Source organism: Pedobacter alpinus, assembly GCF_042684645.1.
GTDB classification, from domain to species: domain Bacteria; phylum Bacteroidota; class Bacteroidia; order Sphingobacteriales; family Sphingobacteriaceae; genus Pseudopedobacter; species Pseudopedobacter alpinus.
The window spans coordinates 65,912-89,614 of the sequence record NZ_JBHULV010000051.1; the positions used below are offsets into that span (position 1 = coordinate 65,912).

At 31.3% G+C, this 23,703-nt stretch carries 24 protein-coding genes; 6 read left to right on the plus strand and 18 right to left on the minus strand.

Annotation, left to right across the window (positions count from 1 at the left end):
- Positions 1-65 precede the first annotated feature (65 nt).
- The 11 genes from ACFSSE_RS15160 to ACFSSE_RS15210 form a co-directional block, all read right to left on the minus strand.
- Positions 66-893 carry an alpha-1,2-fucosyltransferase gene (locus tag ACFSSE_RS15160; RefSeq protein ID WP_379041595.1) on the minus strand — a complete coding sequence of 276 codons (828 nt, stop codon included), beginning with the start codon at positions 891-893 and terminating at the stop codon, positions 66-68.
- A complete protein-coding gene (locus ACFSSE_RS15165) occupies positions 890-2,239 on the minus strand; it encodes a flippase (protein WP_379041593.1) in 1,350 nt (449 codons plus the stop codon). The genes ACFSSE_RS15160 and ACFSSE_RS15165 overlap by 4 nt, the downstream gene beginning before the upstream one ends.
- A gap of 6 nt (positions 2,240-2,245) precedes the next feature.
- Positions 2,246-3,214 (minus strand): hypothetical protein, encoded by a 969-nt coding sequence (locus ACFSSE_RS15170; protein ID WP_379041591.1) that lies wholly within the window; start codon positions 3,212-3,214, stop codon positions 2,246-2,248.
- Positions 3,211-4,098 carry a glycosyltransferase family 2 protein gene (locus ACFSSE_RS15175; RefSeq protein WP_379041589.1) on the minus strand — a complete coding sequence of 296 codons (888 nt, stop codon included), beginning with the start codon at positions 4,096-4,098 and terminating at the stop codon, positions 3,211-3,213. Before ACFSSE_RS15175 ends, ACFSSE_RS15170 begins: the two co-directional genes overlap by 4 nt.
- Positions 4,098-4,883, minus strand: a complete 786-nt coding sequence (locus tag ACFSSE_RS15180; protein ID WP_379041588.1) for a glycosyltransferase family 2 protein — start codon at positions 4,881-4,883, stop codon at positions 4,098-4,100. Before ACFSSE_RS15180 ends, ACFSSE_RS15175 begins: the two co-directional genes overlap by 1 nt.
- 31 nt (positions 4,884-4,914) lie before the next feature.
- On the minus strand, positions 4,915-5,793 hold the full coding sequence (locus tag ACFSSE_RS15185; RefSeq protein ID WP_379041586.1) for a glycosyltransferase family 8 protein: 879 nt from the start codon (positions 5,791-5,793) through the stop codon (positions 4,915-4,917).
- A gap of 85 nt (positions 5,794-5,878) precedes the next feature.
- Positions 5,879-7,132, minus strand: coding sequence for a glutamate-5-semialdehyde dehydrogenase (locus ACFSSE_RS15190; RefSeq protein ID WP_379041584.1), 1,254 nt, complete (start codon positions 7,130-7,132; stop codon positions 5,879-5,881).
- Between the two features lie 24 nt (positions 7,133-7,156).
- Entirely contained in the window at positions 7,157-8,188 is a 1,032-nt protein-coding gene (proB, locus tag ACFSSE_RS15195; RefSeq protein WP_379041582.1) for a glutamate 5-kinase, read from the minus strand.
- A gap of 267 nt (positions 8,189-8,455) precedes the next feature.
- Positions 8,456-9,487 carry a GntR family transcriptional regulator gene (locus tag ACFSSE_RS15200; protein WP_379041580.1) on the minus strand — a complete coding sequence of 344 codons (1,032 nt, stop codon included), beginning with the start codon at positions 9,485-9,487 and terminating at the stop codon, positions 8,456-8,458.
- A 279-nt stretch (positions 9,488-9,766) separates the two neighbouring features.
- Positions 9,767-10,519 carry a ThuA domain-containing protein gene (locus ACFSSE_RS15205; RefSeq protein ID WP_379041578.1) on the minus strand — a complete coding sequence of 251 codons (753 nt, stop codon included), beginning with the start codon at positions 10,517-10,519 and terminating at the stop codon, positions 9,767-9,769.
- A 65-nt stretch (positions 10,520-10,584) separates the two neighbouring features.
- Positions 10,585-11,607 carry a quinone-dependent dihydroorotate dehydrogenase gene (locus ACFSSE_RS15210; RefSeq protein ID WP_379041576.1) on the minus strand — a complete coding sequence of 341 codons (1,023 nt, stop codon included), beginning with the start codon at positions 11,605-11,607 and terminating at the stop codon, positions 10,585-10,587.
- A 67-nt stretch (positions 11,608-11,674) separates the two neighbouring features.
- Between ACFSSE_RS15210 and ACFSSE_RS15215 the strand changes: the two genes are divergently transcribed.
- From ACFSSE_RS15215 to ACFSSE_RS15230, 4 genes are all read left to right on the plus strand, one after another.
- A complete protein-coding gene (locus ACFSSE_RS15215; RefSeq protein ID WP_379041574.1) occupies positions 11,675-11,917 on the plus strand; it encodes a hypothetical protein in 243 nt (80 codons plus the stop codon).
- Positions 11,918-11,928: 11 nt separating this feature from the next.
- On the plus strand, positions 11,929-12,084 hold the full coding sequence (locus ACFSSE_RS15220) for a hypothetical protein (protein ID WP_379041572.1): 156 nt from the start codon (positions 11,929-11,931) through the stop codon (positions 12,082-12,084).
- Positions 12,085-12,189: 105 nt separating this feature from the next.
- Positions 12,190-14,106, plus strand: a complete 1,917-nt coding sequence (locus ACFSSE_RS15225) for an ABC-F family ATP-binding cassette domain-containing protein (protein ID WP_379041570.1) — start codon at positions 12,190-12,192, stop codon at positions 14,104-14,106.
- Between the two features lie 89 nt (positions 14,107-14,195).
- Positions 14,196-15,566 carry a type IX secretion system plug protein gene (locus tag ACFSSE_RS15230; RefSeq protein WP_379041568.1) on the plus strand — a complete coding sequence of 457 codons (1,371 nt, stop codon included), beginning with the start codon at positions 14,196-14,198 and terminating at the stop codon, positions 15,564-15,566.
- A gap of 103 nt (positions 15,567-15,669) precedes the next feature.
- Here the strand turns inward: ACFSSE_RS15230 and ACFSSE_RS15235 are convergent, their stop codons facing one another.
- The 3 genes from ACFSSE_RS15235 to recR are packed head-to-tail and all read right to left on the minus strand — an operon-like array spanning position 15,670 to position 17,883.
- Positions 15,670-16,485, minus strand: coding sequence for an SDR family oxidoreductase (locus ACFSSE_RS15235; protein ID WP_379041566.1), 816 nt, complete (start codon positions 16,483-16,485; stop codon positions 15,670-15,672).
- Position 16,486: 1 nt separating this feature from the next.
- Positions 16,487-17,263, minus strand: coding sequence for a glycosyltransferase family 2 protein (locus ACFSSE_RS15240; protein ID WP_379041565.1), 777 nt, complete (start codon positions 17,261-17,263; stop codon positions 16,487-16,489).
- 2 nt (positions 17,264-17,265) lie between these two features.
- Positions 17,266-17,883, minus strand: coding sequence for a recombination mediator RecR (recR, locus tag ACFSSE_RS15245; RefSeq protein WP_379041563.1), 618 nt, complete (start codon positions 17,881-17,883; stop codon positions 17,266-17,268).
- Between the two features lie 207 nt (positions 17,884-18,090).
- On the opposite strand from recR, the gene ACFSSE_RS15250 reads away from it, so the two are divergent.
- Complete coding sequence (locus ACFSSE_RS15250) at positions 18,091-18,798, plus strand: LOG family protein (RefSeq protein WP_379041561.1); 708 nt, start codon at positions 18,091-18,093, stop codon at positions 18,796-18,798.
- A 123-nt stretch (positions 18,799-18,921) separates the two neighbouring features.
- Here the strand turns inward: ACFSSE_RS15250 and ACFSSE_RS15255 are convergent, their stop codons facing one another.
- Positions 18,922-19,260 carry a HepT-like ribonuclease domain-containing protein gene (locus ACFSSE_RS15255; protein ID WP_379041559.1) on the minus strand — a complete coding sequence of 113 codons (339 nt, stop codon included), beginning with the start codon at positions 19,258-19,260 and terminating at the stop codon, positions 18,922-18,924.
- Positions 19,250-19,552 (minus strand): nucleotidyltransferase family protein, encoded by a 303-nt coding sequence (locus tag ACFSSE_RS15260; RefSeq protein ID WP_379041557.1) that lies wholly within the window; start codon positions 19,550-19,552, stop codon positions 19,250-19,252. Before ACFSSE_RS15260 ends, ACFSSE_RS15255 begins: the two co-directional genes overlap by 11 nt.
- A 162-nt stretch (positions 19,553-19,714) precedes the next feature.
- Here ACFSSE_RS15260 and ACFSSE_RS15265 point away from each other — a divergent pair, with 162 nt between their 5' ends.
- Entirely contained in the window at positions 19,715-20,647 is a 933-nt protein-coding gene (locus ACFSSE_RS15265) for a hypothetical protein (RefSeq protein ID WP_379041555.1), read from the plus strand.
- On the opposite strand, the gene ACFSSE_RS15270 is transcribed toward ACFSSE_RS15265, so the two are convergent.
- Together ACFSSE_RS15270 and ACFSSE_RS15275 are read right to left on the minus strand one after the other, a co-directional pair.
- The gene (locus tag ACFSSE_RS15270; RefSeq protein WP_379041553.1) at positions 20,644-21,237 is read right to left on the minus strand and encodes a DUF502 domain-containing protein; all 594 of its coding nucleotides are present in this window, start codon (positions 21,235-21,237) and stop codon (positions 20,644-20,646) included. The genes ACFSSE_RS15265 and ACFSSE_RS15270 overlap by 4 nt on opposite strands.
- Before the next feature lie 4 nt (positions 21,238-21,241).
- Positions 21,242-23,695: a bifunctional UDP-N-acetylmuramoyl-tripeptide:D-alanyl-D-alanine ligase/alanine racemase gene (locus ACFSSE_RS15275; RefSeq protein ID WP_379041551.1), complete on the minus strand. Its 2,454-nt coding sequence runs from the start codon at positions 23,693-23,695 to the stop codon at positions 21,242-21,244.
- Between the last annotated feature and the right edge of the window lie 8 nt (positions 23,696-23,703).

Sequence of the window (23,703 nt, forward strand, 5' to 3'; positions counted from 1 at the left end):
AAGCTTAAGGCCGAAGGCTTAAAACATAGAACAACTTACAATAAAAATGGTTTTTATTTTATTGCTTAATCGTTTGCTAAAACATCGCACCAAATAAATTTTTTGGTCATTATCCCTCTTGGGTGCTCCGCTCCTATTTTAAAACCGAACCAATTTTTTGGGGCATAAACCATATTGTTTTTTGGAGATAAATAGGTTGCCCACCAAGCAAATGTGCTGTTAGAAATGATGCTTATATCGGCATTTTGGATGATTTGAAAATCTATGATTTCGTTATTTGAAGAAAAAGTATAGTTGTCTTTTTCTGGAAAAACCTCTTTAACATGCGCAATATCATCACTCACAAAAATCACCTTATAGTTTTCTAAATTCTCAATAGCCTCTAACCTAGTTTTGAAATAAGCCATTGGTAAAGAAATATCTCTTTTTCTACGTTCGCCGTAATTCATATAATCTGTACGGCGTATGTGGACTACCACTATTTTATTTTGCTGATATAAATTACCATAAAGTGCATTAAATTGTTCTTTAAATTCTTTTTTAAGGTTGAAACTTGGTTTGATTTTTAGTTGTTGGTAATAATAATCAGATTGAAAGTAGCCAATATATAAAGACCAGTTTTTAATATCAAACTCTTTTGGGATAATCCAATTGTGAATGTAAATGCTTTTAAAACGTAATATGCTGGGTAAAAATCTGGTAATTGCCGAATATGCTTTAGAACCCATTAAATAATTATCAGCATCTTCTAAATCAAAATATTTATGGATGTAAGCATGGTGTGGATTTGTAAAAAACACCAACAATTTGCCGTTACGCTGTTGTAGATATTTCAAAAAAACATACTGAAATAACTGATTACCTAAACGTCCATCAAATTTTACCGCTATCATGCTTTTGATTTGTTTTTAAATTTTAAAATCTGAGGTTTTACAAAATGAGAATAAAACTCGGGATAAAAACGATAAGCGTAAACAAAAGTGTGATAAAACTTTACACCCAACTCTTTTCTTAAAATATATTGAGCAATAATAAACCCTACAATATTTGAAATTAAGGTTGCGTAAGCGGCACCCAAAACACCAAAATTTACTATAAAAATATAGTTTAGTCCCAAATTCAAACTCGCTGTTATAATTACTATATAAAAAGTGGTTTTCGTTTTTCCGATAGAATCTAAAATAGTGCCGAATTGGCGACCAAATGGGATTAGCAAGGTATATAAAAGGGTTAATCTTAATAAAGGCGCAGCATCTTCGTATTTATCTCCAGCTAACAAATACAATACAAATTCCGGAAAAATATAAATAAAAATTACCCCTGGAATTAATATGGCCAAGATGGTTCCTACAGATTTTTCGTACAAATATTTAATAGCATCTTTTCCTTCTGTTTGAATGCGGGCAGCACTTTGTGGAAATACAATATTTGCTACTGCGCTGGTGGGAATATCTATTAAATTAACCACTTTAACCGCCACATTAAAAACACCAGAAACATCCGGAGATATGATGCTAGATATCATCATTTGATCTACACTTCCTGATAAAATAGAACTTATTGAGGTACCAAAAGCATATTTACCGTAATTAAAAAGCTTAACCATCCACTCTTTATATATACCTATTGCAAAATTAAGGAATGGTTTGGCGTAAAAGTAGGCAATAATCATACTTACTAACGAGCCGAAAATTTGCACAAATACTAAGTTTTTTAGCTCAATATTTACTTTAAAAATGAAACAATAAAATACGAATGCAAAATAAATAGCCTGAAAAACTGTATTAGAAACAAATACACCTTTAAATTTAAAATGAGCTTGTTCTATACAATTAAACTGCGTTAAAAAACCATTTAATATGTAAACAATATTGAATAAATAAAAAAGGTTTATGAGCTCGGGAGAGTTTAACAATTTGGCTAACAGTGTACCTAAGCTTAGGTTTAGTATAACTATAACTGCCGTAATTATAATATTAATGGTAAATGCTGCCGACATTATCTGTGGCTTTTCCTCTTCTTTGGCACCTGATAAAAATTTGATTAAAGCATTCTTAATTAAGCCGTCTCTTAAAATATTTAGAATGGTTATGGTGGTCATATAAACCGTCCAAACGCCAAATTCTCTTATTGTTAAAGAACGAACTAAAAAGAAGAAACTACCAATACCGAATAACACGCTTGCCATGTTTTGCAAAACGTTTATAAAGCCCGATTTTAACCAGTAATTATCTTTCATTTAATTTTAAGGAATGTAAAAATGCTGTACATAATCTTTTACATCATCATCATTTTTTGCATGATGTATTTTTGCTCCTGAAAGCTTTGGAAAAAGTGTTTGGAAACACCCAAAATGATGCTCAGGTCCTTGTTTTGATAAAATGATATTTTCGCCTTTAAAGCAACTTGCTAAAGCAGCTGTGCCGCCATGTATAGACATAAATTTTGCAGCATTTGCATAAACACTCATTTGGAAATGATTAAAATTATTGGCCTTAATCTTATTTTCAGTCCATAAATCTTCCATTAAAATTACTTGAGGATAATCAGTTTTTATTAAATCATATTCGTTTAAATCGTTTACCTCGCTGGTATCGGAAGTAATTTGATGCGGACGAGGTCTGTTGTATATTATACTATAATATGGACTTAAATTATCGAATATGAATTTTAATATTTCTATGCTAAAAAAGCTAATTGGTGGCCCATCCCACTCGGTATTATACCTATTTGCAATTACTAAAATGGTTTTATCGTAAACATAAACATTGTTTGCAAAATGTTCTTTAAAAGGAACTTGTTCCCACTTTTTTATATCGTAATTATGGCTATACAATATGCGTGGGGTTTCGTAATTATAATTTCCTTCGTTGGTTCTTACATCGTATACTTCTTCATGGTTTTTTGAAAAGAAGTACATTTCTTTGGTAAACTTAGCTCCTTCCGTTTTTAATAAAGTGCCGTTTTTATAGTGCCAATAAGCAAACGGAATTACAAATTCCAACTCGGGTGCAAACTCGCCGTCAAAAGAAATTACCTTATATTTTTTCTTAAAAAAGTAATCTTTAAAAATGTATTTTAATTGAATAAACTGGCAGTAATAAGTATCTCTGTAATAATATCTTACATCCCAGTGGAGTTTACCAAATTTTAACCTAACATATAAACTAATCAACTTGGTTATGATATTACTGGGAACTTTATGCTGTTTCAAATTTTTTTACCGGTTAAATACTCTGAAATTCTTTTGGTGTGCAATTTAAATCTGAATTTAAATGCTTTTACAATTCCTCCCTCAGCAATCAATCTTCTTGATGATGTAAACACCCTAGCTTTAGGAGTTGAAATTAATTTTAGTTTACCTGTTTTCATTAGGTTTACTGCCATTCTACCATCCTCAGATTCATCTACAAAATAATCGCTATCAATGGCATTATCAAATTTTCTTACTTCTTTAACCTTAAAACCTCCATTTGCTAAGCCAATTTCGGCAATAAAACCCATATTAAAACCTAAAAAGTTGATATGCTCTCTTCTGCTTTTACGTAATCTGATAATTATTCCTGCCATTCGTTCATACATCCAAAAGAAAATTCTTTCGTAAGAATTTTCTGGTATAAATGCATAACGACCGTAAACACCAACTATATTATCATCATTTTCTAATGGCTTAACCATCGCATCTATCCAACTTGGTGGGTAAAATGTATCAGAATCGGCACATAAGTGATATTTTCCTTTAGCTTTTTCCAAACCTAATTGGCGGGCAAATGTAATGCCTTGCTTTGGCTCAAAGTAACTTTTTACACCCAAAGTATCTAAAACCTGTTGTGTTTTATCTGTAGAATTATTATTAATTACAACAATTTCAATTTTGCGTTGGGTATTTGTAAAAGATAAAGAAGATAAAGTTCTGAAAATATTATTTTCCTCGTTCCAAGCTGGTATAACAATAGAAACTTCTGGTTTTGGGTGTTGTACGTTTTTAATTTTTAACTGTAAATCTTTAATTTGTTGTTCAGATAAATCAACAAAAAGTTTGTTAATAAACAAATGCTTTTTTAACCAAAAAGGTAATTTTAATAAGGCTACCGGCATTATTTTTTTGGCTTTATTTTATAAATAATTAATTCTAAATTAAACCTTAAATATCTATAAATTGCTCTTGCTACATGTGCATAGGCTGCATCATTGTTGCGAAACATATTTCTTTTAATCGTACTTGGTTCAATATCTGTATTTACCTGATCTAATAGTTCGTTAATGTTATCATAAAAATAAGCTTTAGGATTTTGAGCTAATACTTTCATCATCATATTATACTCTGTTCTATCTGGCTTTACTCCTTCATCATATCTACCAAATCTATCAAAAAAATTAGCTCTTCTTAAATGAGGATGGTCACTATAAACATAAAACTTACGGTAACCTTGCCAAAATTTTAAATGGCTGAAACTCATTTCAGAAAAACCATCACTAATTTGTTTAAGGTTTGGAAACTTGTAATAAGCATAAAACCTTACAAAGTCTAACTCCTTGTTTTGCTGCATAAATTGATGTGCAACTGCTAATTTTTCTACAAATAGTGGGTTGGGGACAAAATCTTCTTGAATATATAAAGTGTATGGCGTTTTTATAACATCTTGCCCTTTATTAATATTATTACCTAATCCTTTATTTTTTGGGGCTTTTAGAATGGTTAAAGGATATATTTTCCCTAGGTTTTCTAGCTGTTTAATATGTTCAGGATTACTACCGTCATCAGAAACAACAATTTCACGAAATTGTAGGTCTAGTTTTTTAACTCCTTCTAATAACCTAGATAAAGATACCGTTCTGTTGTAATTGGTAATTAATAAAGAGATTTCACTAAAAACGGGCATATTATTTTGAAGCTAATTTATTTAACCTTAGTTAAGAAACTAAGCTAATAAATTTCTTCTTAAATTTAATAATTGCTTTACCTAATAATCTACTAAAATCACTTTTTAAGGAAATTCCTTTCCAAGGAGTCATTTCGAGGTATTTAAAAAACTCTTTTTGTAAAACAATATCTGAATTATATGATTTGAATATTGGCTTAATGTCTAAATAATGAATACATTTTGGATTTGGATGATAAATATTAGCAAACCAGTTCCAAAGCGGATCAATAGCTAACCATTTACCAGTAAAAACTACGTTTAAACCATATTGATCTGCAAAGTTTACATGTTCTATATTATCTCTCATGGCTTTAAAAACCATTTCGGGGATATTTTCATTTCTCCACTTTTCGCAATCAATAATCATCATGCCCGAATTGAAGTATTTAGCATTTGCATCTATTCCTAATTGTTTATAATTTGGAATACCGCCCCAAGGTGTACCTGCTGTTTTACCTACATCTAAAACAGCTGCCATGGTGTAGCCTTGCATATTCATGTTCCATAATTCTGAAACATCTTTACGCACCACCATATCAACATCAAAATAAATTAATTTTTTAACGCTTTCCTCTACTACAAAAGGTGCAAACAATCTTAAATAAGCGGTAAATGGAAATGCAGAATTATCCATCGGGAATTTAACATTTTTGGGAAAAACACTATCAGCGTTAATCCATTTGATGGTAATTTCGGGAGAATTCTTTATTAATGAATTTATTTTATCTTGATTGGAAGATGATATTTTATCGTTTAAAACATAAAACGTGATATCTTCATCTGTGTGATGATTAAAAACAATAGATTTTATTAATACCGCCATTAAAATAGCGTAATTGTTATTACTTGCTACTGCTATTGAAATCATTAATTGTTTTTAAAAGATAATTAAGTTCAAAATTAGAAAATAACCGTTAAGTTTTTAGGAATAAAATGAACGCTAACAAAACCAACTACCTCACCTGCCCATTACCAATTACCACCCACTTTTCAGTTACTAATTTCTCTAAAGCAAATGGTCCTCTGGCATGTAATTTTTGGGTTGAAATTCCTATTTCGGCACCTAAACCAAAAACGCCACCATCTGTAAAACGAGTAGAAGCATTTGCATAAACTGCTGCGGCATCAACTTGGTTTAAAAATTCTTCAATTTTAGCTGCATCTTCACTTACAATAGCTTCAGAATGCTTTGAACTAAACTGTTTGATATGATTTAGCGCTTCCTCCGTGTTTTCTACTACTTTAACAGAACACTTTAATGCTAAAAATTCTCTTCCAAAATCTTCCACATCGGCTTGAGCTAAATATGGATAATTAATGGATTTTAAAATCTCAAATGAAAAATCATCTGCAAACATTTCTACTTGATATGCTCCTAACAAAGTTGCTATTAAAGGCAAAGCTTCTTTTGCTATTTCTTTATCTAAAACAATGGTATCTAAAGAATTACAAACAGAAGGACGAGTTACTTTTGCATTACAAACTATTTTAGCGGCTTTAGTTAAATCGGCAGTTTTTTCTATATAAGTATGGCAAACCCCTGCACCTGTTTCTATTACAGGTACTTTAGCGTTTTTTCTAACAAACTCAATGAGTTGTTGCGAACCACGAGGAATCAAAATATCTACATACTTTTCTGCAGTTAACAATTCTTCCACATGTTTACGGTCTATAGGTAAAAGCTGTACAATATTTGGATTTAAATTATGTGATTTTAACACATTCTGTATCATATTTACCAAGCAAATATTTGTAGCATCCGCATCAGAACCGCCACGCAACAAACAAACATTACCAGAGCGAATGCACAATGCAGCAACATCAACCGTTACATTGGGGCGGGCTTCATAAATAACGCCTACCACACCTAAAGCAACCGTTTTCTTTTGTATAAATAAACCATTTTCCATGGTTCGCTCTAAAATTATTTTACCAGTTGGGTCTTCTAATTGTGCAACATCTCTAACGCTAATTGCCAAACCAGCAATTCTTTCTTCGTTTAATAACAACCTATCCTTTTTAGGGTCGCTATCATTCATTCTATTTAAATCTTTTAAATTTTCTTTGATGATGTGCTGCATATTAGCCAACAAATCATCAGCTAAAGCATTTAAAACAGCTTGTTTTTTTTCGGCCGATAAAATCCTGATTTCTGAAGTGGCGTTTGAAGCGTTAATTAATAGCTCTTGTATATTATCCATATTCATATTTTTGATGCTGATGTTGATATGTTATATTAAAACAATATCATCTGCATGGGCAATTTCTAAATTTTGTTTATTGTCTTTTTTGAACGATTGCGAATCGATTTTTGATTTAGCGACAGCTATAACCATTTGATTTGCATCTAAAATTTCAAAAACTTCACCAGCCTCAAAATCTCTAATGATTTTTTGTACACCAACGGCCAATAAGCTGTGTCTTTTTAGCAAAGCTTTTACGGCACCATCATCAACCTGCACTTTTCCTTTAATTAAGCTGCCACTTGCCAGCCATTTATTACGAGCAGATATATTGCTAATTTGTGGTAAACAAACTGTTCCGGTTTCGCCATTTACGGCATTAATAATGGCGTTTTCTGTTTTTATTCCGAAGATGATGGCTTTAATTCCCATTTGTGTGGCCAAACGAGCAAATGTAAGTTTTGACGTCATTCCGCCTAAACCAACACTTGATTTTTCTTTTTTAGCTAATGACAATGCTTGTTTATCAATTACATCAATTTGTTTAATGATAGTTCCATTTGTATCATAAACACCCGGAACGGAAGTACAATACAAAATCATACTTGCGCCAAAACCAACAGCAATTAAGGTAGCGAGTTCATCATTATCAGAAAATTTAATCTCTAAGTTACTTACCACATCATTTTCATTAGCAACCGGAATAATGTTACTTTTCCATAATTCTTCGTAGGTTTTTTTTAATTGTAAAAACTGGTTACGGTTGCTAAAATGATGTCTTTCGCACAAACTTTGCGCTATTGCAATACCATAAGGCGCAAAATATTGAGAATACGTTTGTAATAATAGTGGGTTACCGATGGCTGCTGCTGCCTTTTTTTCGCTTAAAGTTCCTTTGTAGTTAAGTAGTTTTTTTTTGCCCGCAGCTACTGCACCAGATGATACCAGTACAATATTGTATTGTTTACTTAATGCAGCTACTTGTTTGGCAACAGTTGCAATCACATTTTCATCAATTTCGTGATTTGCTGTGGTTACCGAAGCCGAACCAAATTTTATAACGAGAATAGGTTTTTTCAAAATTTTCTATTAAAGCCCTAAATTATGAATAGCAGACTGAAATATTAAATTTATTAAGGTATTTATTGATTTTACTATTGTTTATCTATTGATTTTAGAAATAAATTATTAGCGTGTTTTTTTTTAAAAAAAATGGTTAAACTTATACTTTGATAAATTATTAAGGATAGAAAAAGAGAAATAACCACAAGAACTACAATTATCTATGGATAACAAATGAGGGGTTGTAATTTTAATCACTTATCAATTTTATACTTCAATAAAGAATTAGATAGATGCCCTAAGTGTTAAGTAAAATGGAACTTCATGATGTTCGCTTTTATGATTTTTAATCATATCTGCCGCTAAAATACCTATCCTTTTAAAATCAGTAGAAATTGTGGTAATGCCGTTTAGTAAAAGTTTCTTCAACGGAGTTTCATTATATGAAATTAACCCTACATCTTCACCTATTACTAAATCTAAAGATATCATACGTTCTATAAGTGCCACCAAATCGTCTTCCATTAAATTGATATACACCTCACCTTTTGCAATAGGTTCTAACTTAACATTACTTACCACAGCGTGGTTAAAAGCATATTGCTGACAAAACTTTTTAAACCCATGTAAAATTTCTTTTGGGAAATAACTTCTTTTTGGGAATACAATTTTTAAGGTATGATATTTTGATAACCTTTCTTTTGCCTCTGTTAAAGCGTTGTAGATATCTTTTTCAAAGTTTTCATAAATAGCAGCGTAATCTCCATTTACTCCTGGTAATTTTTTATCTAATAAAATTAATTTTTCTTTAGGTATGGTATTAATAACTTCGTAAGCATTTTCTCCGCCCTCAAAAAAATGCGGCACAATTACATAATGAGAATACTCTGTTTGTATATTTTGAATAAGTTTTTTAAAAATGGTGTAATCATTATTATAGATGTAAAAATCTATTGCTGCCTCAGTGCCTAACGCTTCAACAAAATAATCGTAAATGATTTTTTTATGGGCAGATAGCTTGTTGAATAACAAAAAAACCTTAATTTTCTTTTTAAATTCTGCATTACCAACATAATAACCCCTACCCGGCACAGAAAGAATTACGCTCAATTTTTTTAAATATTTATATCCTTTTTCAGCGGTATCTCTAGAAATTTCAAGCATATAACTTAGCTCGTTAATGGAAGGCAATACATCGTTTTTCTTTAAGTGACCACTTTCTATCGCTGAAATAATAGAATCTCCAAGTTGTAAATATTTTGGAGTTGCCGAGTATTCATCTATCTGTATAAACTTAAAAAAATCGCTGGATTTCATAATATTAAAATTAAGAACAGTAAATTAAAGCATTAAAATTGTATTTATGCTTCATTTATCAAATTCTACTTCATAAAATTTAAAAAACCCTTAAACCCTCATGAATTTAAAAATTCATTTATTAATGTGTAAACCAAAGCCACATTAAACGCTTAAGAGTAAAATCATCAGTTTACACTAATAAGATTTTAATTATTAGTTACTGATGAAATTGCATAGGATAGAAGCTGTTATACAGCTTATGTAATTTGTGAATTTTCGCCTTTTTTAAATTAATAACTATTTTTTTAAGCCCATTGCATATTTAATACCTCCCAATAAGTGTTCAAGAAATAAGGGTTCTTCGTAAGATTCATCCGTATGTCCTAATGCAGTATTAAAGGATCTACCACCATCAAAATCGTGATACCACGCCATAGGATGATTAGCGCCCATTTTCTTAGGTCCAGCATCATAACTGGTTTCATCAATGGTTATCAGCACATTTAAATTGGGTGCCATCCATTTAAAGTTATACCATTCATCAAACCTTTTCCATTCTTTAGGTAAGTTTTTTGTTGAGAGGTGGTTTTTATCTACTACATTTAAAATAGCATTTTGCTGTTTTGGGTGTGCGCTAAAATACGCACCAACCAAATTACCGTACCATTCCCAATCAAATTCACAGTCTGTAGCAGAATGTATGCCTACAAAACCACCTCCAGTTTTAATGTATTTTTCAAAGGCTTTTTGCTGCGTATCATTCAATATATCGCCAGTTGGGCTTAAGAAAATGACAGTTTTATATTGCTTTAAATTACTTTCTGTAAAAAATTCTGCATTTGTTGTAGTATCTGCTATAAAATTATTTTCTAAAGCTAATTTTTTTATTGCAGCTATACCTGCCGGTATTGATTTATGTTTAAACCCCTTCGTTTTACTAAAAACTAAGACTTTGTTGGATTGCATGGCGCTTACGCTGTTGGTAACAGATAGCAAGATGATAAAAACCAAACTTAAATGCAGAATATTAAAACTCTTTTTTGCTTTCATTTTTTATTTTTAAAAATTTTAAACCTTTTTTTCTTTATAACTGACTAAGGATAAAAAACAGGTTGTTAACTCACCAAATCCTTTAATATTTTTTTAACCAACCCTGGTCCTTCATAAATAAAGCCAGTATAAACCTGTACTAGGCTTGCTCCGGCAGCTATTTTTTCTTTAGCGTCTTCAGCCGAATGAATACCTCCTACTCCAATAATAGGGAATGATTTATTTGATTTATCAGCTAAATATTTAATTACTGCGGTTGATCGTCTTGTTAAAGGCTTACCACTTAAGCCACCCATTTCAGCTTTTAAATTTTCTGGCGATTGCAAATTATCCCTAGATAAAGTGGTGTTACTAGCAATTACACCAGCTATTTTTGTTTCATTAACAATTTCTACAATATCATCTAATTGCTCGTTTGTTAAATCTGGTGCTATTTTTAATAATATAGGTTTTGGACTTTCCTTTTTTAAATTGCGTAGCTGCAAAGTGTTAAGAATGTGCATTAAAGGTTCTTTTTCTTGCAAAGCCCTTAAACCTGGTGTATTAGGAGAACTTACATTTACAACAAAATAATCAACCACCTCAAAAAGCACATCAAAACATTTAATATAATCATTTACAGCCTCTTCATTTGGGGTATTTTTATTTTTACCAATATTACCACCAATAATTAAACCATCACGGTTAACTGTTTTTAGTTTACGAGCTAATACCTCAACGCCTTTATTGTTAAACCCCATTCGGTTAATTAAAGCGTCATCGGCTTTTAGCCTAAACATACGTGGTTTATCATTACCGGGTTGTGGTAAAGGAGTAACTGTACCTACCTCAATAAAACCGAAACCAAAATTTGCTAACTCCTCAATATATTCTCCATTTTTATCAAATCCAGCTGCTAAACCTACCGGATTTTTAAAATTCAAACCAAATACATTGCACTCTAAACTTTTATGCTTAAAGCCATAAACAGATTTTAAAAGACCGGGTAAGCCCCAAAATTTCTGAACTATTTTTAAAGAATCTGTAACCGTATAATGAATTTTTTCAGGGTCGAATTGAAAAAACAGAGGCTTAATTAATTTATACATGCTGCAAATTTAATATTAAAGCTTAATAGGTATAAAATTTGTAGTGTTTTATTTAAACTAAAATATCATGGAAACATTTTTTGAAATTACTATACATTTAATGGGCGATGTAAAGCCTACAAAAGCCCATGTAGCTTACATAAAAGATATTAATGAATTTGAAATTAATATCGCTGACAAAGAAGAAAAAATTAGGGTTAAACTTTTTGATAATGGAAGTTTAGTACAAACTGTTGGAACCCCATTAGATAGTAATACCATGCATCACATTAATGATGAAATAAAATCTAAACATCATATTAACCGATAAAATTTAACGATATGACATTTCAGGACAGAAAAGACAAAGGGAAAGATTGGAACAAAGTGAAAGAAAAAAGGGAAGAACTACATGAACGAGACGAAAAACTAGCTAACCAACCTGATGCTGTGTTAAAGCAAGATCAAGAAACTGCGAAGGCTAAAAAAGAAGAATAATTTGTTCGCTATAATCAATTTAATAATAAACACATTTAATTGAATGAAATCATAAGGTGGGCAACTAGTAAACTAATCGTTGATAATTGCTACCTTTGCGCCCAAATGATTGCAATAAACGACTTAACATTCTTAATTGGCTCTAGAGCCTTATACGAAGACGCTAACTGGCATATTAAACCAGGAGAGAAAATAGGATTAATTGGTGCTAATGGTACTGGAAAATCCACTTTATTAAAAATAATTGTTGGTGAATATGCCCCTTCTTTGGGTACTATTTCAATGGCTAAAGATTTAAAAATTGGTTATTTAAACCAAGATTTGTTGTCTTACGATTCTCACCATAGCATTTTACATGTGGCCATGGAAGCCTTTGAGCGCCAAAATCAACTGCATGACGAGATTGAAATTTTATTAAAAAAGATTGAAACTGACTATTCTGAAGAGATTTTAAATAAACTGAGCGATAAGCAACAAGAATTTGAAGCTTTAGATGGTTATAGTATTGAATACCGAGCGAATGAGATTTTAGCCGGTTTAGGTTTTAGTACAGAAGATCAACATCGTCCGCTTAATACCTTTTCTGGAGGTTGGCGTATGCGTGTTATGTTGGCTAAAATTTTACTGCAAACACCTGATATTCTTTTACTGGATGAGCCAACCAACCACATGGATTTACCATCTATTAAATGGTTAGAAGCTTATTTAAATGGTTTTGATGGCGCAATAGTAATTGTATCTCACGATAGGTACTTTTTAGATAAAATTGTTAACCGTATTGTAGAATCTAGAAAAGGAAAACTGACGATTTACTCTGGTAACTATTCTTTCTATTTAGAAGAAAAAGCTTTAAGAGGAGAAATTCAGAAAGGCGAGTTTAAAAATCAGCAAGCTAAAATTAAACAAGAAGAACGTTTAATTGAGCGTTTTAGAGCCAAAGCATCTAAAGCCAAAATGGCACAATCCCGTATGAAAGCTTTAGATAAAATGGAGCGTGTGGATGATGTGGATGATGATAACCCAACGGTAAATTTCAGATTTAAATTTAGCAAACCTTCTGGAAGGCATGTAGTTAGAATTGAAGAAGCTTATAAAAAATATCCTGCAATTGATATTTTAGAGAATGCAGATGGTGTAATTGAAAAAGGCGATAAAATTGCTTTAATTGGTGCAAATGGTAAAGGTAAATCAACACTTTTAAGAATTATTGCTGGCACAGAAACCTTTAAAGGAATGTGCGAAACTGGGCATAATGTAACTACAACATTTTTCGCACAACATCAGTTAGAGAGTTTGCATTTAGACAACTCTATTTTAGAAGAAATGCAATCTTTTGCACCAAAACATAGCGATACTGAATTACGTTCTATTTTAGGCTGTTTCTTATTTACTGGAGATGATGTTTTCAAAAAAATTAGGGTATTATCAGGAGGCGAGAAATCAAGGGTAGCTTTGGCAAAATCATTAACCACTGATTCTAACTTTTTGATTCTGGATGAGCCTACCAACCACTTAGATATTCAATCTGTAAATATATTAATTCAGGCTTTACAGCAATATGAGGGTACTTTTATTGCCGTTTCTCACGATAGGTATTTCTTAGATAACGTTGCCAATAAAATTTGGTTTATAGAGGATAAAGACATTAACGAGTATCCAGGCACTTATGCCGAATACGAAGAATGGCAGGCAAAAAGAGAAAAAGCTGGTGAAACAGGTGGAATAAAGCCTGCAAAGGTAGCTAAACCTAAAAAAGAAGAGCCAAAACCTTCTGAAATTGAAGAAAAGAAAAAGCAGCTAAAAAAACTTAACCTGCAATTACAGGTCCTAGAAGATGAAATTGCAGAAAAAGAAAAAGCGGTAAAAACTTTAGAAGCAGATATTGCTAAAGAGGAAATTTATAGCAATCCAACAAAACTTAAAGAAGTAAACGAGCGTTATAACGTAGCTAAAGAAAGCTTAGGAGCAGTACAATTACATTGGGAGCAATTGGCAGAAGAAATAATGATTTTGGAAGGATGATTTGGTGGTTAGTTTGTTAGGTGTTTAATTGTTGGTAATAGAATTTATGAAATAATAATTTTATAAATATGTAAGTTAAAATAGAAATTATGAAGAAAGGGAGTGTTTTAAATAAATTACAAGTTTCTATAAATATAGTTCTTATTACTTGCTGCCTATTATTTGTTACATCTACTATTCACGCTCAAAAAAAGCAGAAAAAACAAAAGAAAGAACGTGAAGTTGTTGTAGTTGCCCCATCATCTGAGTTAATTTATGACGATGTAGATTACATTCCGGAAATTAAGACTGTTACTTTTTTTAACGCACAAAAGGAACAATCTTTCCCCATCTTAAATTTAGGAAGTTCGGAACAATTGATTTTGAGGTTTGATGATCTACGAGGTGGAAGACACAATTTGTATTATACGATTGTTCATTGTAATGCAGATTGGACGCCTTCTCCCATTACATCAATTGATTATTTAGATAGTTATAATGAAGAGTTTGTAAATAATTATAGAGTTGCCAACAATACCTACCAAAACTATACGCATTATCAAATAAACTTACCCAATTTAAGTATTATCCCTAAATTATCTGGCAACTACTTGGTTAAAGTTTATGAGAACGGAGACCCTACAAAATTGCTATTATCGCGTAGGTTTTTTATTGTAAATACAAAAGTAAATTTGCAAGCAGAAACAGTTTTCTCTAACGCTGTTTCTGAAAGAGATGCTAATCAAAAAATAAACTTTACCATATTTCATCCTAATTTAAATATTCAAAACGTTTATCAAGAAATTGTGGCGGTGGTAATGCAAAATGCAAGAACCGAAACAATTAAAAGAACAATCAAACCGCTTTTTATAAGAAAAGACCAGTTAGTATATACAGATATTCTGACTAATGATTTTGCGGGCGGAAATGAATTTAGACGTTTTGACACAAGAAGTTTTAGGGTAACATCTGAAGGGGTTTATCAAATTATAAAGGATTCTCTTTTTAGGGTTAATTTATTTACAGATTTAGATAGAAGTAAAGCTAAATACACCTTTCAGTTTGATGAGAATGGAAACTTTTACACCCTTAATCAAGATGGTTTTGACCCACGTTATGATGCCGATTATGCAAATGTTGGTTTTGCATTAAAAGCCACTCCACCAGATGATAAAGGTTACGCTTATGTTGTAGGTAAGTTTAATGCTTATCAACGTAATAAAATAAACAGAATGCAATATGACGCTACAAATAATATATTTAGCTTAAACACACTTATAAAGCAAGGTGTTACAGAATATAAATACGTTTGGGCTGATGAAAATGGTAAAGTGATTAAAGAAAACGCTTTTGAAGGTGACTTTTTCCAAACGGAAAACGATTATCAAATTTTGATTTATTACAAAGCACCCGGCTTCCGTTTTGATCAATTAATTGCTTTTACAGAATTAAATACGGTAAATAATCCTAAGAATTTTTAATTTATCTAATTGGTTTTGTGAAATAATTAGAATTTATTTTTTTTTAGACTTATCTATAATAACGTTTTTAATAACCTGAAACACTTGTTAAGAACAAAAAAAATCAACTAATCAGTGGGTCTTTTTCTTTTTTAAAATGATTAAACACCATTTTATCTAAAAATTTGGGAATAAATTTTTGAAGCGTTACTGTTAATTTACCTTGGCCAGTCATAATTAATTGTCTTTTTCTTGCTTCAACACCATCAACAATTCTAATGGCCACCTCTTGGCTACTCATCATTTTCTCTTCTACCATTGAAGACTCTCCTTGAGGTTGAGCACTGTTGTTTAAAGCAACATTTCTAATATTTGAAGCTGTAAAACCCGGACAAGCAACCATTACATGTAAATCGTTTTTTAGGTTTTCTATCCTTAAAGATTCAAAAAAGCCATTAACTGCAAATTTAGATGCAGAATAACCCGTACGCCCTGGTAAACCTTTAAAACCCGCAATAGAAGAAATACCAACAACAGACCCACTCCTATTTAAAAGTTCGTTTATTGCATATTTTGTGCAATAAACAGTTCCCCAAAAATTTATATCCATCACTTTTTTCAGCACTTCTAAATCCAGATCTTTAAACAAAGCCCGCATAGAAATACCTGCATTGTTTACTAAAATATCAATTTGCCCAAAAGTGGCAATGGTTTGTAGCATTAAATGCTTACAATCATCCTCAACACTTACATCTGTTTGTACAGCTAAAGCTTTCACTTTATATTTTTGGTGAATATCTTGTGTAATTTCGCAAAGCTTAACGTACTGCCTTGCCGCTAAAACTACATTTGCACCCCTTTTTGCAAATTCATAAGCACAAGCCTCTCCTATTCCGCTAGATGCGCCTGTAATAACTACAACTTTACCTTTTAAACTCATGTTAAAATTTTAAAAAATGCTTTCTTACAAAAATGAACATTGATCCGTAGAAACTCTGCAAATATTTGAAACTAAATTTACGCGTACTTTGTCCTTTGAAATGTGTAATGTATGTTTCGGGGAAATAATAATTTTTAAATCCTGCTAATTTTAAACGATACGATAAATCAATATCTTCTCCATACATAAAAAAATCTTCATCAAACAAACCCACTTTTTTTAAAGCTGATGCTCTTAAAAGCATAAAAGCTCCCGCAATAACATCAACCTCTGCCGTTTCAAACTCGTTAATATAGCCCAGATAATAACTATTAAACAGTTTAGATTTTGGAAACAAACGGTTTAAACCAGATAATTTACAAAAGGAAACCCAAGGTGTTGGTAAACCTCTTTTTGATTCGGGTAAAAACTCACCTTGTCCGTTTAACATTCTTACACCTAAACAACCTACATCTTCTCTGTTATTTAAAAAATTAATGGTTTTGCTTAATGTATCTTTATTTGTAATGGTATCGGGGTTTATTACTAAAATATATTTGCCTTTTGCTTTAACTATTGCCTGATTGTTAGCCACAGAAAAACCTTCATTTTTGGCGTTTTCAATTAAATTCACCTGCGGAAAAAAGTTTTTAACCATTTCCACGGATTTATCTTTAGAACTGTTATCTACCACAAAAATCTCAGATTTTATATCCTCAGCTGCAACCAATAAAGAACTGATTGCCTGCTGCAATAAATCTTTAACGTTGTAACTAACAATAATGATAGATAATTCCAAGGCTATTTAGTAAGAGAGTTTTGATAAGGTACTCTTGTGGTAATAGATCTACCCAAAGTTAATTCATCGGCGTATTCAATTTCTCCACCAAAAGCAATCCCTCTGGCTAATGTACTAATTTTAATGTTTTCTGTATTTAGCTTCTTGTTTAAGTAAAAAATGGTGGTATCGCCCTCCATTGTTGCACTTAGTGCAAATATGATTTCTTTAACATCCGTGTTTTCTGCCCTATTAACCAATTGGGCAATAGTTAAATCGGCAGGGCCAACGCCATCCATTGGAGATATTAAACCATTTAAAACATGATATAAACCGTTATATTGATGCGTGTTTTCTATAGCCATAATATCACGACTATCCTCAACCACGCAAATAATACTTTGGTCTCTTTTATGCGATGTGCAAATTTCACACAATTCGGCATCAGATATATGATGACAATTTTTACAAAATTTAATATTGTTTTTTAGTACAGTTATACTTTCGGTGAATTTAGAAACTTGGCTATGTTCTTGATTTAATAAATGCAAAACCAAACGCAAAGCAGTTTTTTGCCCAATTCCGGGTAGTTTTCCAAATTCTGTTACTGCATTCTCTAATAATTTAGAGGAAAAATTCATTTTGCTAATTTAAAAATTAAATGCTAATTAGCGATTGGTTTTAAACCGAAGCTATTATAAATTACATAGCCATTAAATTTGTGTTTATTAAAAAATAAAACAAAATTATATTTAGAGTCTTTTATTAAATAACAGATTGGTTACATTTAATAGAAAATACATAATCTACCATAGAAAAGCATAAATTGCTTAATTAAATAAAAGAGTATGACGAGTGAAGATAAAATAAGAAGTGCGTTTGAGAACAAAACTTGGCAAGAAATTAAAGTAACAGATTCTTGGCAAATTTTTAAAATAATGGCCGAGTTTGTTGATGGATTTGAGAAGTTGGCTAAAATTGGTCCTTGTGTTTCCATATTTGGTTCTGCCCGCACAAAAAACGAAAATAAATATTATCAAATGGCTGTTGATACTGGTCGTTTATTAACAGAAAGAGGTTACGGAGTAATTACTGGTGGTGGCCCTGGAATAATGGAAGCTGGAAATAAAGGTGCTTTTGAAGCTGGTGGAAAATCAGTTGGGTTAAACATTGAACTACCTTTTGAGCAATTTCATAATAGATATATTGATAGAGACAAAATTTTAGAATTTGATTATTTCTTCATCAGAAAAGTGATGTTTATGAAATATTCTCAAGGTTATATTGTATTGCCAGGAGGTTTTGGAACTATGGATGAGCTTTTTGAAGCCATGACATTAATACAAACTGGTAAAATTGCTCGTTTCCCTATTGTTTTAGTTGGTGTTGATTATTGGAAAGGCCTAATTGAGTGGATTAAAAATACCATGTTAGAATCTGAAAGAAATATTAACCCCGAAGATTTAAACCTTTTTAGATTAGTAGATACTGCTGAAGAAGCTGCAGAACATATTTTTAGATTTTATGAGAAATATGTGCTTAAACCTAATTTTTAAGATTTATGATAAAGCCAGTTAGTCTTACTTAGCTGGCTTTTTATTTCAGTATTATCCGGTTCTAAAATAACGTTACTAAAAAAAATTCAATAAAGTCTTTAGGAACTTTAAAGTATATTTTATCTACTCCTCTAACAAAATCTCAACTTCTACCTTTAATATTGGAATATGCTTATTCACTATTCCCCAAATTGTTTCGTCCGAAACTGAATCGTAACCATGTATAACACGATTTCTTACGTCAACCAATTTTCTTGAATTTGTTATTGTAAAGTCTGGATTTTTCTTTAAAATTCGGCTCATAGCTTCACCAATAATCTCTATGTTTCTTTCAACAGCTCTTTTGGTTCTAATATCGGCTTGATTGACCTTAAAATCTTTTGGTCTATCCGCAAAGAAACTTTCAATTTCAGAAATAGCTGTTAAAATATCAAAAAGCCAACTTTTGATTTCAATGTCCATAAATCAGTTGCTTATGTTCGCTAATATTTTTTTTGAAATAAGGGTTTTTAATTGCCTGCTCTTCCAATAAATCAACCTGCCTATTTAAAACACTTTGTAATGCAAACTTAAATTCAAAGTAATTATCGGCATATTCTTCTAATTGAACGTTTTCAAAATCAACAATTAAATCAATATCACTTTTGGCGGTAAATTTATTTGTCAAAACAGAACCAAAAGCATAAAGAGACTTAACGCTGTAACTGCTACATAACTTTTTAATTTCGGGAATATGTCTCTCTAAAAATGTCATTCTATAAATTTATTAAAATTAGTAAAATTCATTCATATCAACGCTTTTGCTATTAAAAAGTATTTTTTAACATTTTTATAATTAGATTGAAACATATCTTCTATCAAAAAATTCATCGTAATTCAAAAACTACCCTGCCTTCATTATCGTTTATTTAAAACAATGACTAAAAAAACTATCCTCGCTAATTTTATTATATTTTATTCAATAAGTTCATTTGCCCAAGCAAACGATTCGCTCAACTTACAATTTATAGAACGTTACAAAGAAAACAGGCAATTATCTTACACATCGCCTTTAAGCGAAATTGGAGCACCATCTAAATATATTTTATCGGGTAAATTAACAACTACTTATATGCTGTTAGCTTCAAAAAAATTGCCTGTTGCTTTTGCTGTTATTCCCGATTTTACGGTAAGAGTAAGAAATGAAAAATCAGCCGGAGTAAGAACACCAAGTTTTAGATTAGGCGGAGCAACTTATGTAAGATTGAATAACAACTTAAATAACTATAAATACGCAGAAATTGGTTTCACCCATCACTCTAACGGACAAGATGCAAACGCTATAAATACAGATGGAACAATAAATACTTATAACGGAAACTTTAGTACTAATTATTTAACAGCTTCTTATAATTTTGGGAATTTCACAAACCATGCAGCAGGTAAAAATTATAGTTCTTACAATCATAAAGTTGGATTAGAGTGGCATAAATGGTTTGCTTATGAAAAAGCATTAGAAGATAATTACGGTTTTACACGCTTAAATTATAATTTTTCTTTGAGAAAGTATACTTTTTATAAACCAAAAAGCAAAGAAAAGACTCAATTAGAAAAAGAGTATTTAAGGTTAAATGCAGATGTATCTTATGCTGTAAACTCTATAAGCAATAGTCCAATTAAAGGAATAAAAAAGAGGTTAAATGCAGAACTTACCGCTAATTATAGTTTGCCATTTATGCAAAATGTTTTTTTAATGGCTACAGCCGGATATTATGGAGAAGACCCGTATAATATCTATTTTTCTGACCATTATGGCTTTTTACGCTTTGGTATTTCTACCGGATTTTTAAAGTATAAGGTTAAACCTTAATGTATAGAACTCACCCCGCCAGACACAATAAACTTCATAGCCTGTGCAGATGAAATATTTAATGGCTTCACTTGTTCTGCCTTAACAATATAAACTTGCCCTGCAAAAGAATAAGACCAAGGAAAATATACAGCAACATCGCCCTTTAGGCCGAAAGAACTCATATCTTTTTGCGTTAAAAAACCTATTCTTTTAAAGCCATGACTATCTTCAACCAATACAGGTTCGTTTAGTTTTTTCTCGTCCCCAACAAAAGCTTCGGTTAAATCTTTAATAGACGAGTATATGAATGTGAACAATGGTAGTTTATTTAACCATTTGCTAATCCAGTTATAAATAGGCTCTGTTATTAAATAAGTTACCACAATACCTGTAATTAGGATCAAAACAATAACAGATAATATCCCAAGTCCTGGAATATATAAAGGCTGCCCTGTGTAAGGATTAATCAAAAACCTTTCACTTAAATTTAAAGCCTCATCAACAGATGAAAATGCCCAAAACATTAAGAAAAAGGCTGCTCCTAATGGCAAAACCACTAACAAACCTTTTATAAAGTAATTAAGTAATGCTTTTAAAATCCTTTTCATCTTCTTATTCGTAAAAATATATTCTTTTAACCCTTTGCGATATGTTTGTGATTACCTCATAAGGAATGGTATTTAATTGTTTAGCAACATCATAAACAGATAAATCTTCTCCAAAAACAATCACATCATCGCCTTCATTTGTATCAATCTCACTTATATCCAACATGGTCATATCCATACAAATATTGCCAATTGTTGGTACTAACGTATTATTAACAAGCATAAAACCTTTTCCGTTGCCTAAAGCTCTAGGGTAGCCATCTGCATAACCAATTTTAACTGTAGCTATTCTGCCATCATGCGTCATTACACCAGAACGGCCATAACCAACAGTTTCCCCTTTTTTTAAATCTTTAATTTGAGATATCGTAGTTTTTAATGTTGCAACGTTTGCTAAAGCTTGCTTCTCTTCTTCTACACTTTCAATTCCGTATAATCCAATTCCCAACCTCGCCATATCAAATTGTGCAGTTGGCCATTTTGTAATTGCCGATGTATTAGCCAAATGCTTTATAAAAGGATATTTTAAATTTGATTCTATTTGAGCAGCTATTTGTGTAAAAGTACTGATTTGAAGTTCAGTAAATTCTTTATGTACATCATTATCACTAGCTACCAAATGAGAAAAAACACTTTTAATCTTTAAAACAGATTGTTTTTTTAAAAATGACCCTAATTTTTCTATCTCATTTGGATTAAAGCCTAAACGGTGCATCCCGGTATCTAATTTTATATGGACAGGATATTCTTTGATGTTTTGATTTTCTAAGTATTCTGTAAAAGCCTCTAAAATTCTGAATGAATATAATTCGGGTTCTAAATTATATTTAACTAAAGCCTCAAAAGAAGAAACTTCCGGACTTAAAACCATTATCGGAATTGTAATTTCAGCCTGTCTCAAAGCTACTCCTTCATCGGCGTAAGCTACAGCTAAATAATCAACCCGGTGGTGTTGCAATAAATTAGCAACCTCATCACTTCCACTACCGTAAGCAAAAGCTTTAACCATTGCCATCATTTTAACACCCGGCTTAAGTTTAGCCTTATAATGTTTTAAATTATTAACTATCGCATTTAGGTTAATTTCTAAAACGGTATCATGCACTTTTTGAGTTAATACTTTACTTATTTTTTCAAACTCGAAATCTCTTGATCCTTTTAATAATACCGTTTGGTTTTTAATATTTGCTGTATTAAAATTCTTTAAAAAATCATCAGTATCTTTAAAAAACAAACTATTTGTACTAAACAAATTTTGATGTTTCATAATTTGCCCACCAATACCAATAAATTGGTGAACCCCTTTGTTTAAAAGTAAACTTGCTAATTTTTGATACAATTGAGAAGTTGAAATACCTGATTGGTAAATATCGGATAAGATTAAAGTTTTTTTAGGATGCTGATTTTGCTGATTTAAAAAATCGAGTGCAATATCTAATGAAGAAAAATCTGAATTGTAAGAATCATCTATGATAGAAGATTGGTGAATGCCTGTTTTAAGTTCTAAACGCATTTTAACCACCAATAGCTTTTCCATTCTTTTGGCAATAATATCTTGCTCAATCCCTAAGCTTAAAAGTGTAGCCCAGCAAATGATGGCGTTTTCTACAGAAACTTGATTTGTAAACGGAATTTTAATACTTACAGATTGCTGCAAATAATTGGCTGTAATAACAGTATGGGATAAAGAACTTTTTATATCGCTAATCTTTAAATCAGCTATTTGCGTTAAACTCCATGTAAAAACATTTTTATCTTTAAAGTCTGTATGGTTATATTGGCTGTTTAAGATTAATGATTCGGAATCTTTAAAAAGTAAAAGCTTTTCTTCCAGTTTTTGTTGTCTGCTTTCAAAACCTTCATCATGTGCAGATGCTATATTTGTTAAAATTCCAATATTTGGTTTGATGATATTAGCCAAAGCTCCCATCTCCCCAACCTTAGAAATTCCTGCTTCAAAAATTCCTAAATTATAATCATCTGTCATTTGCCAAACAGATAAAGGCACACCTATTTGTGAGTTATAACTTTTCGGACTTCTTACTATATCAAAATCTGGTGAAAGCAATTGATACAACCATTCCTTAACAATGGTTTTCCCGTTACTTCCTGTTATTGCAATTACAGGATAGCTAAACTGCGCCCTATGCTTTGCCATTAATTGCTGCATTGCCTTTAGGCTATCATTTACCCAAATAAAGTTTGCATTTGGAAAAGGCGATGTATCAAAATCTAAATTGGTTAAAACAAATGTAAAAACACCTTTACTGTAAACAGAAGAAATGTATTGATGAGCATCTTTACTGCCTTTTAAAATAAAGAAAACAGATTCTTTGGCATCGGTAATTTTCCGACTATCCGTTAACAAATGTTTAACAATTTGATTTGGACTATTAAGTAAAGACTTAGTAGCTATATTTTTTGCTAACTCTTCGGCTGTAAAAGAAAATTGAGACATCTTTCGCA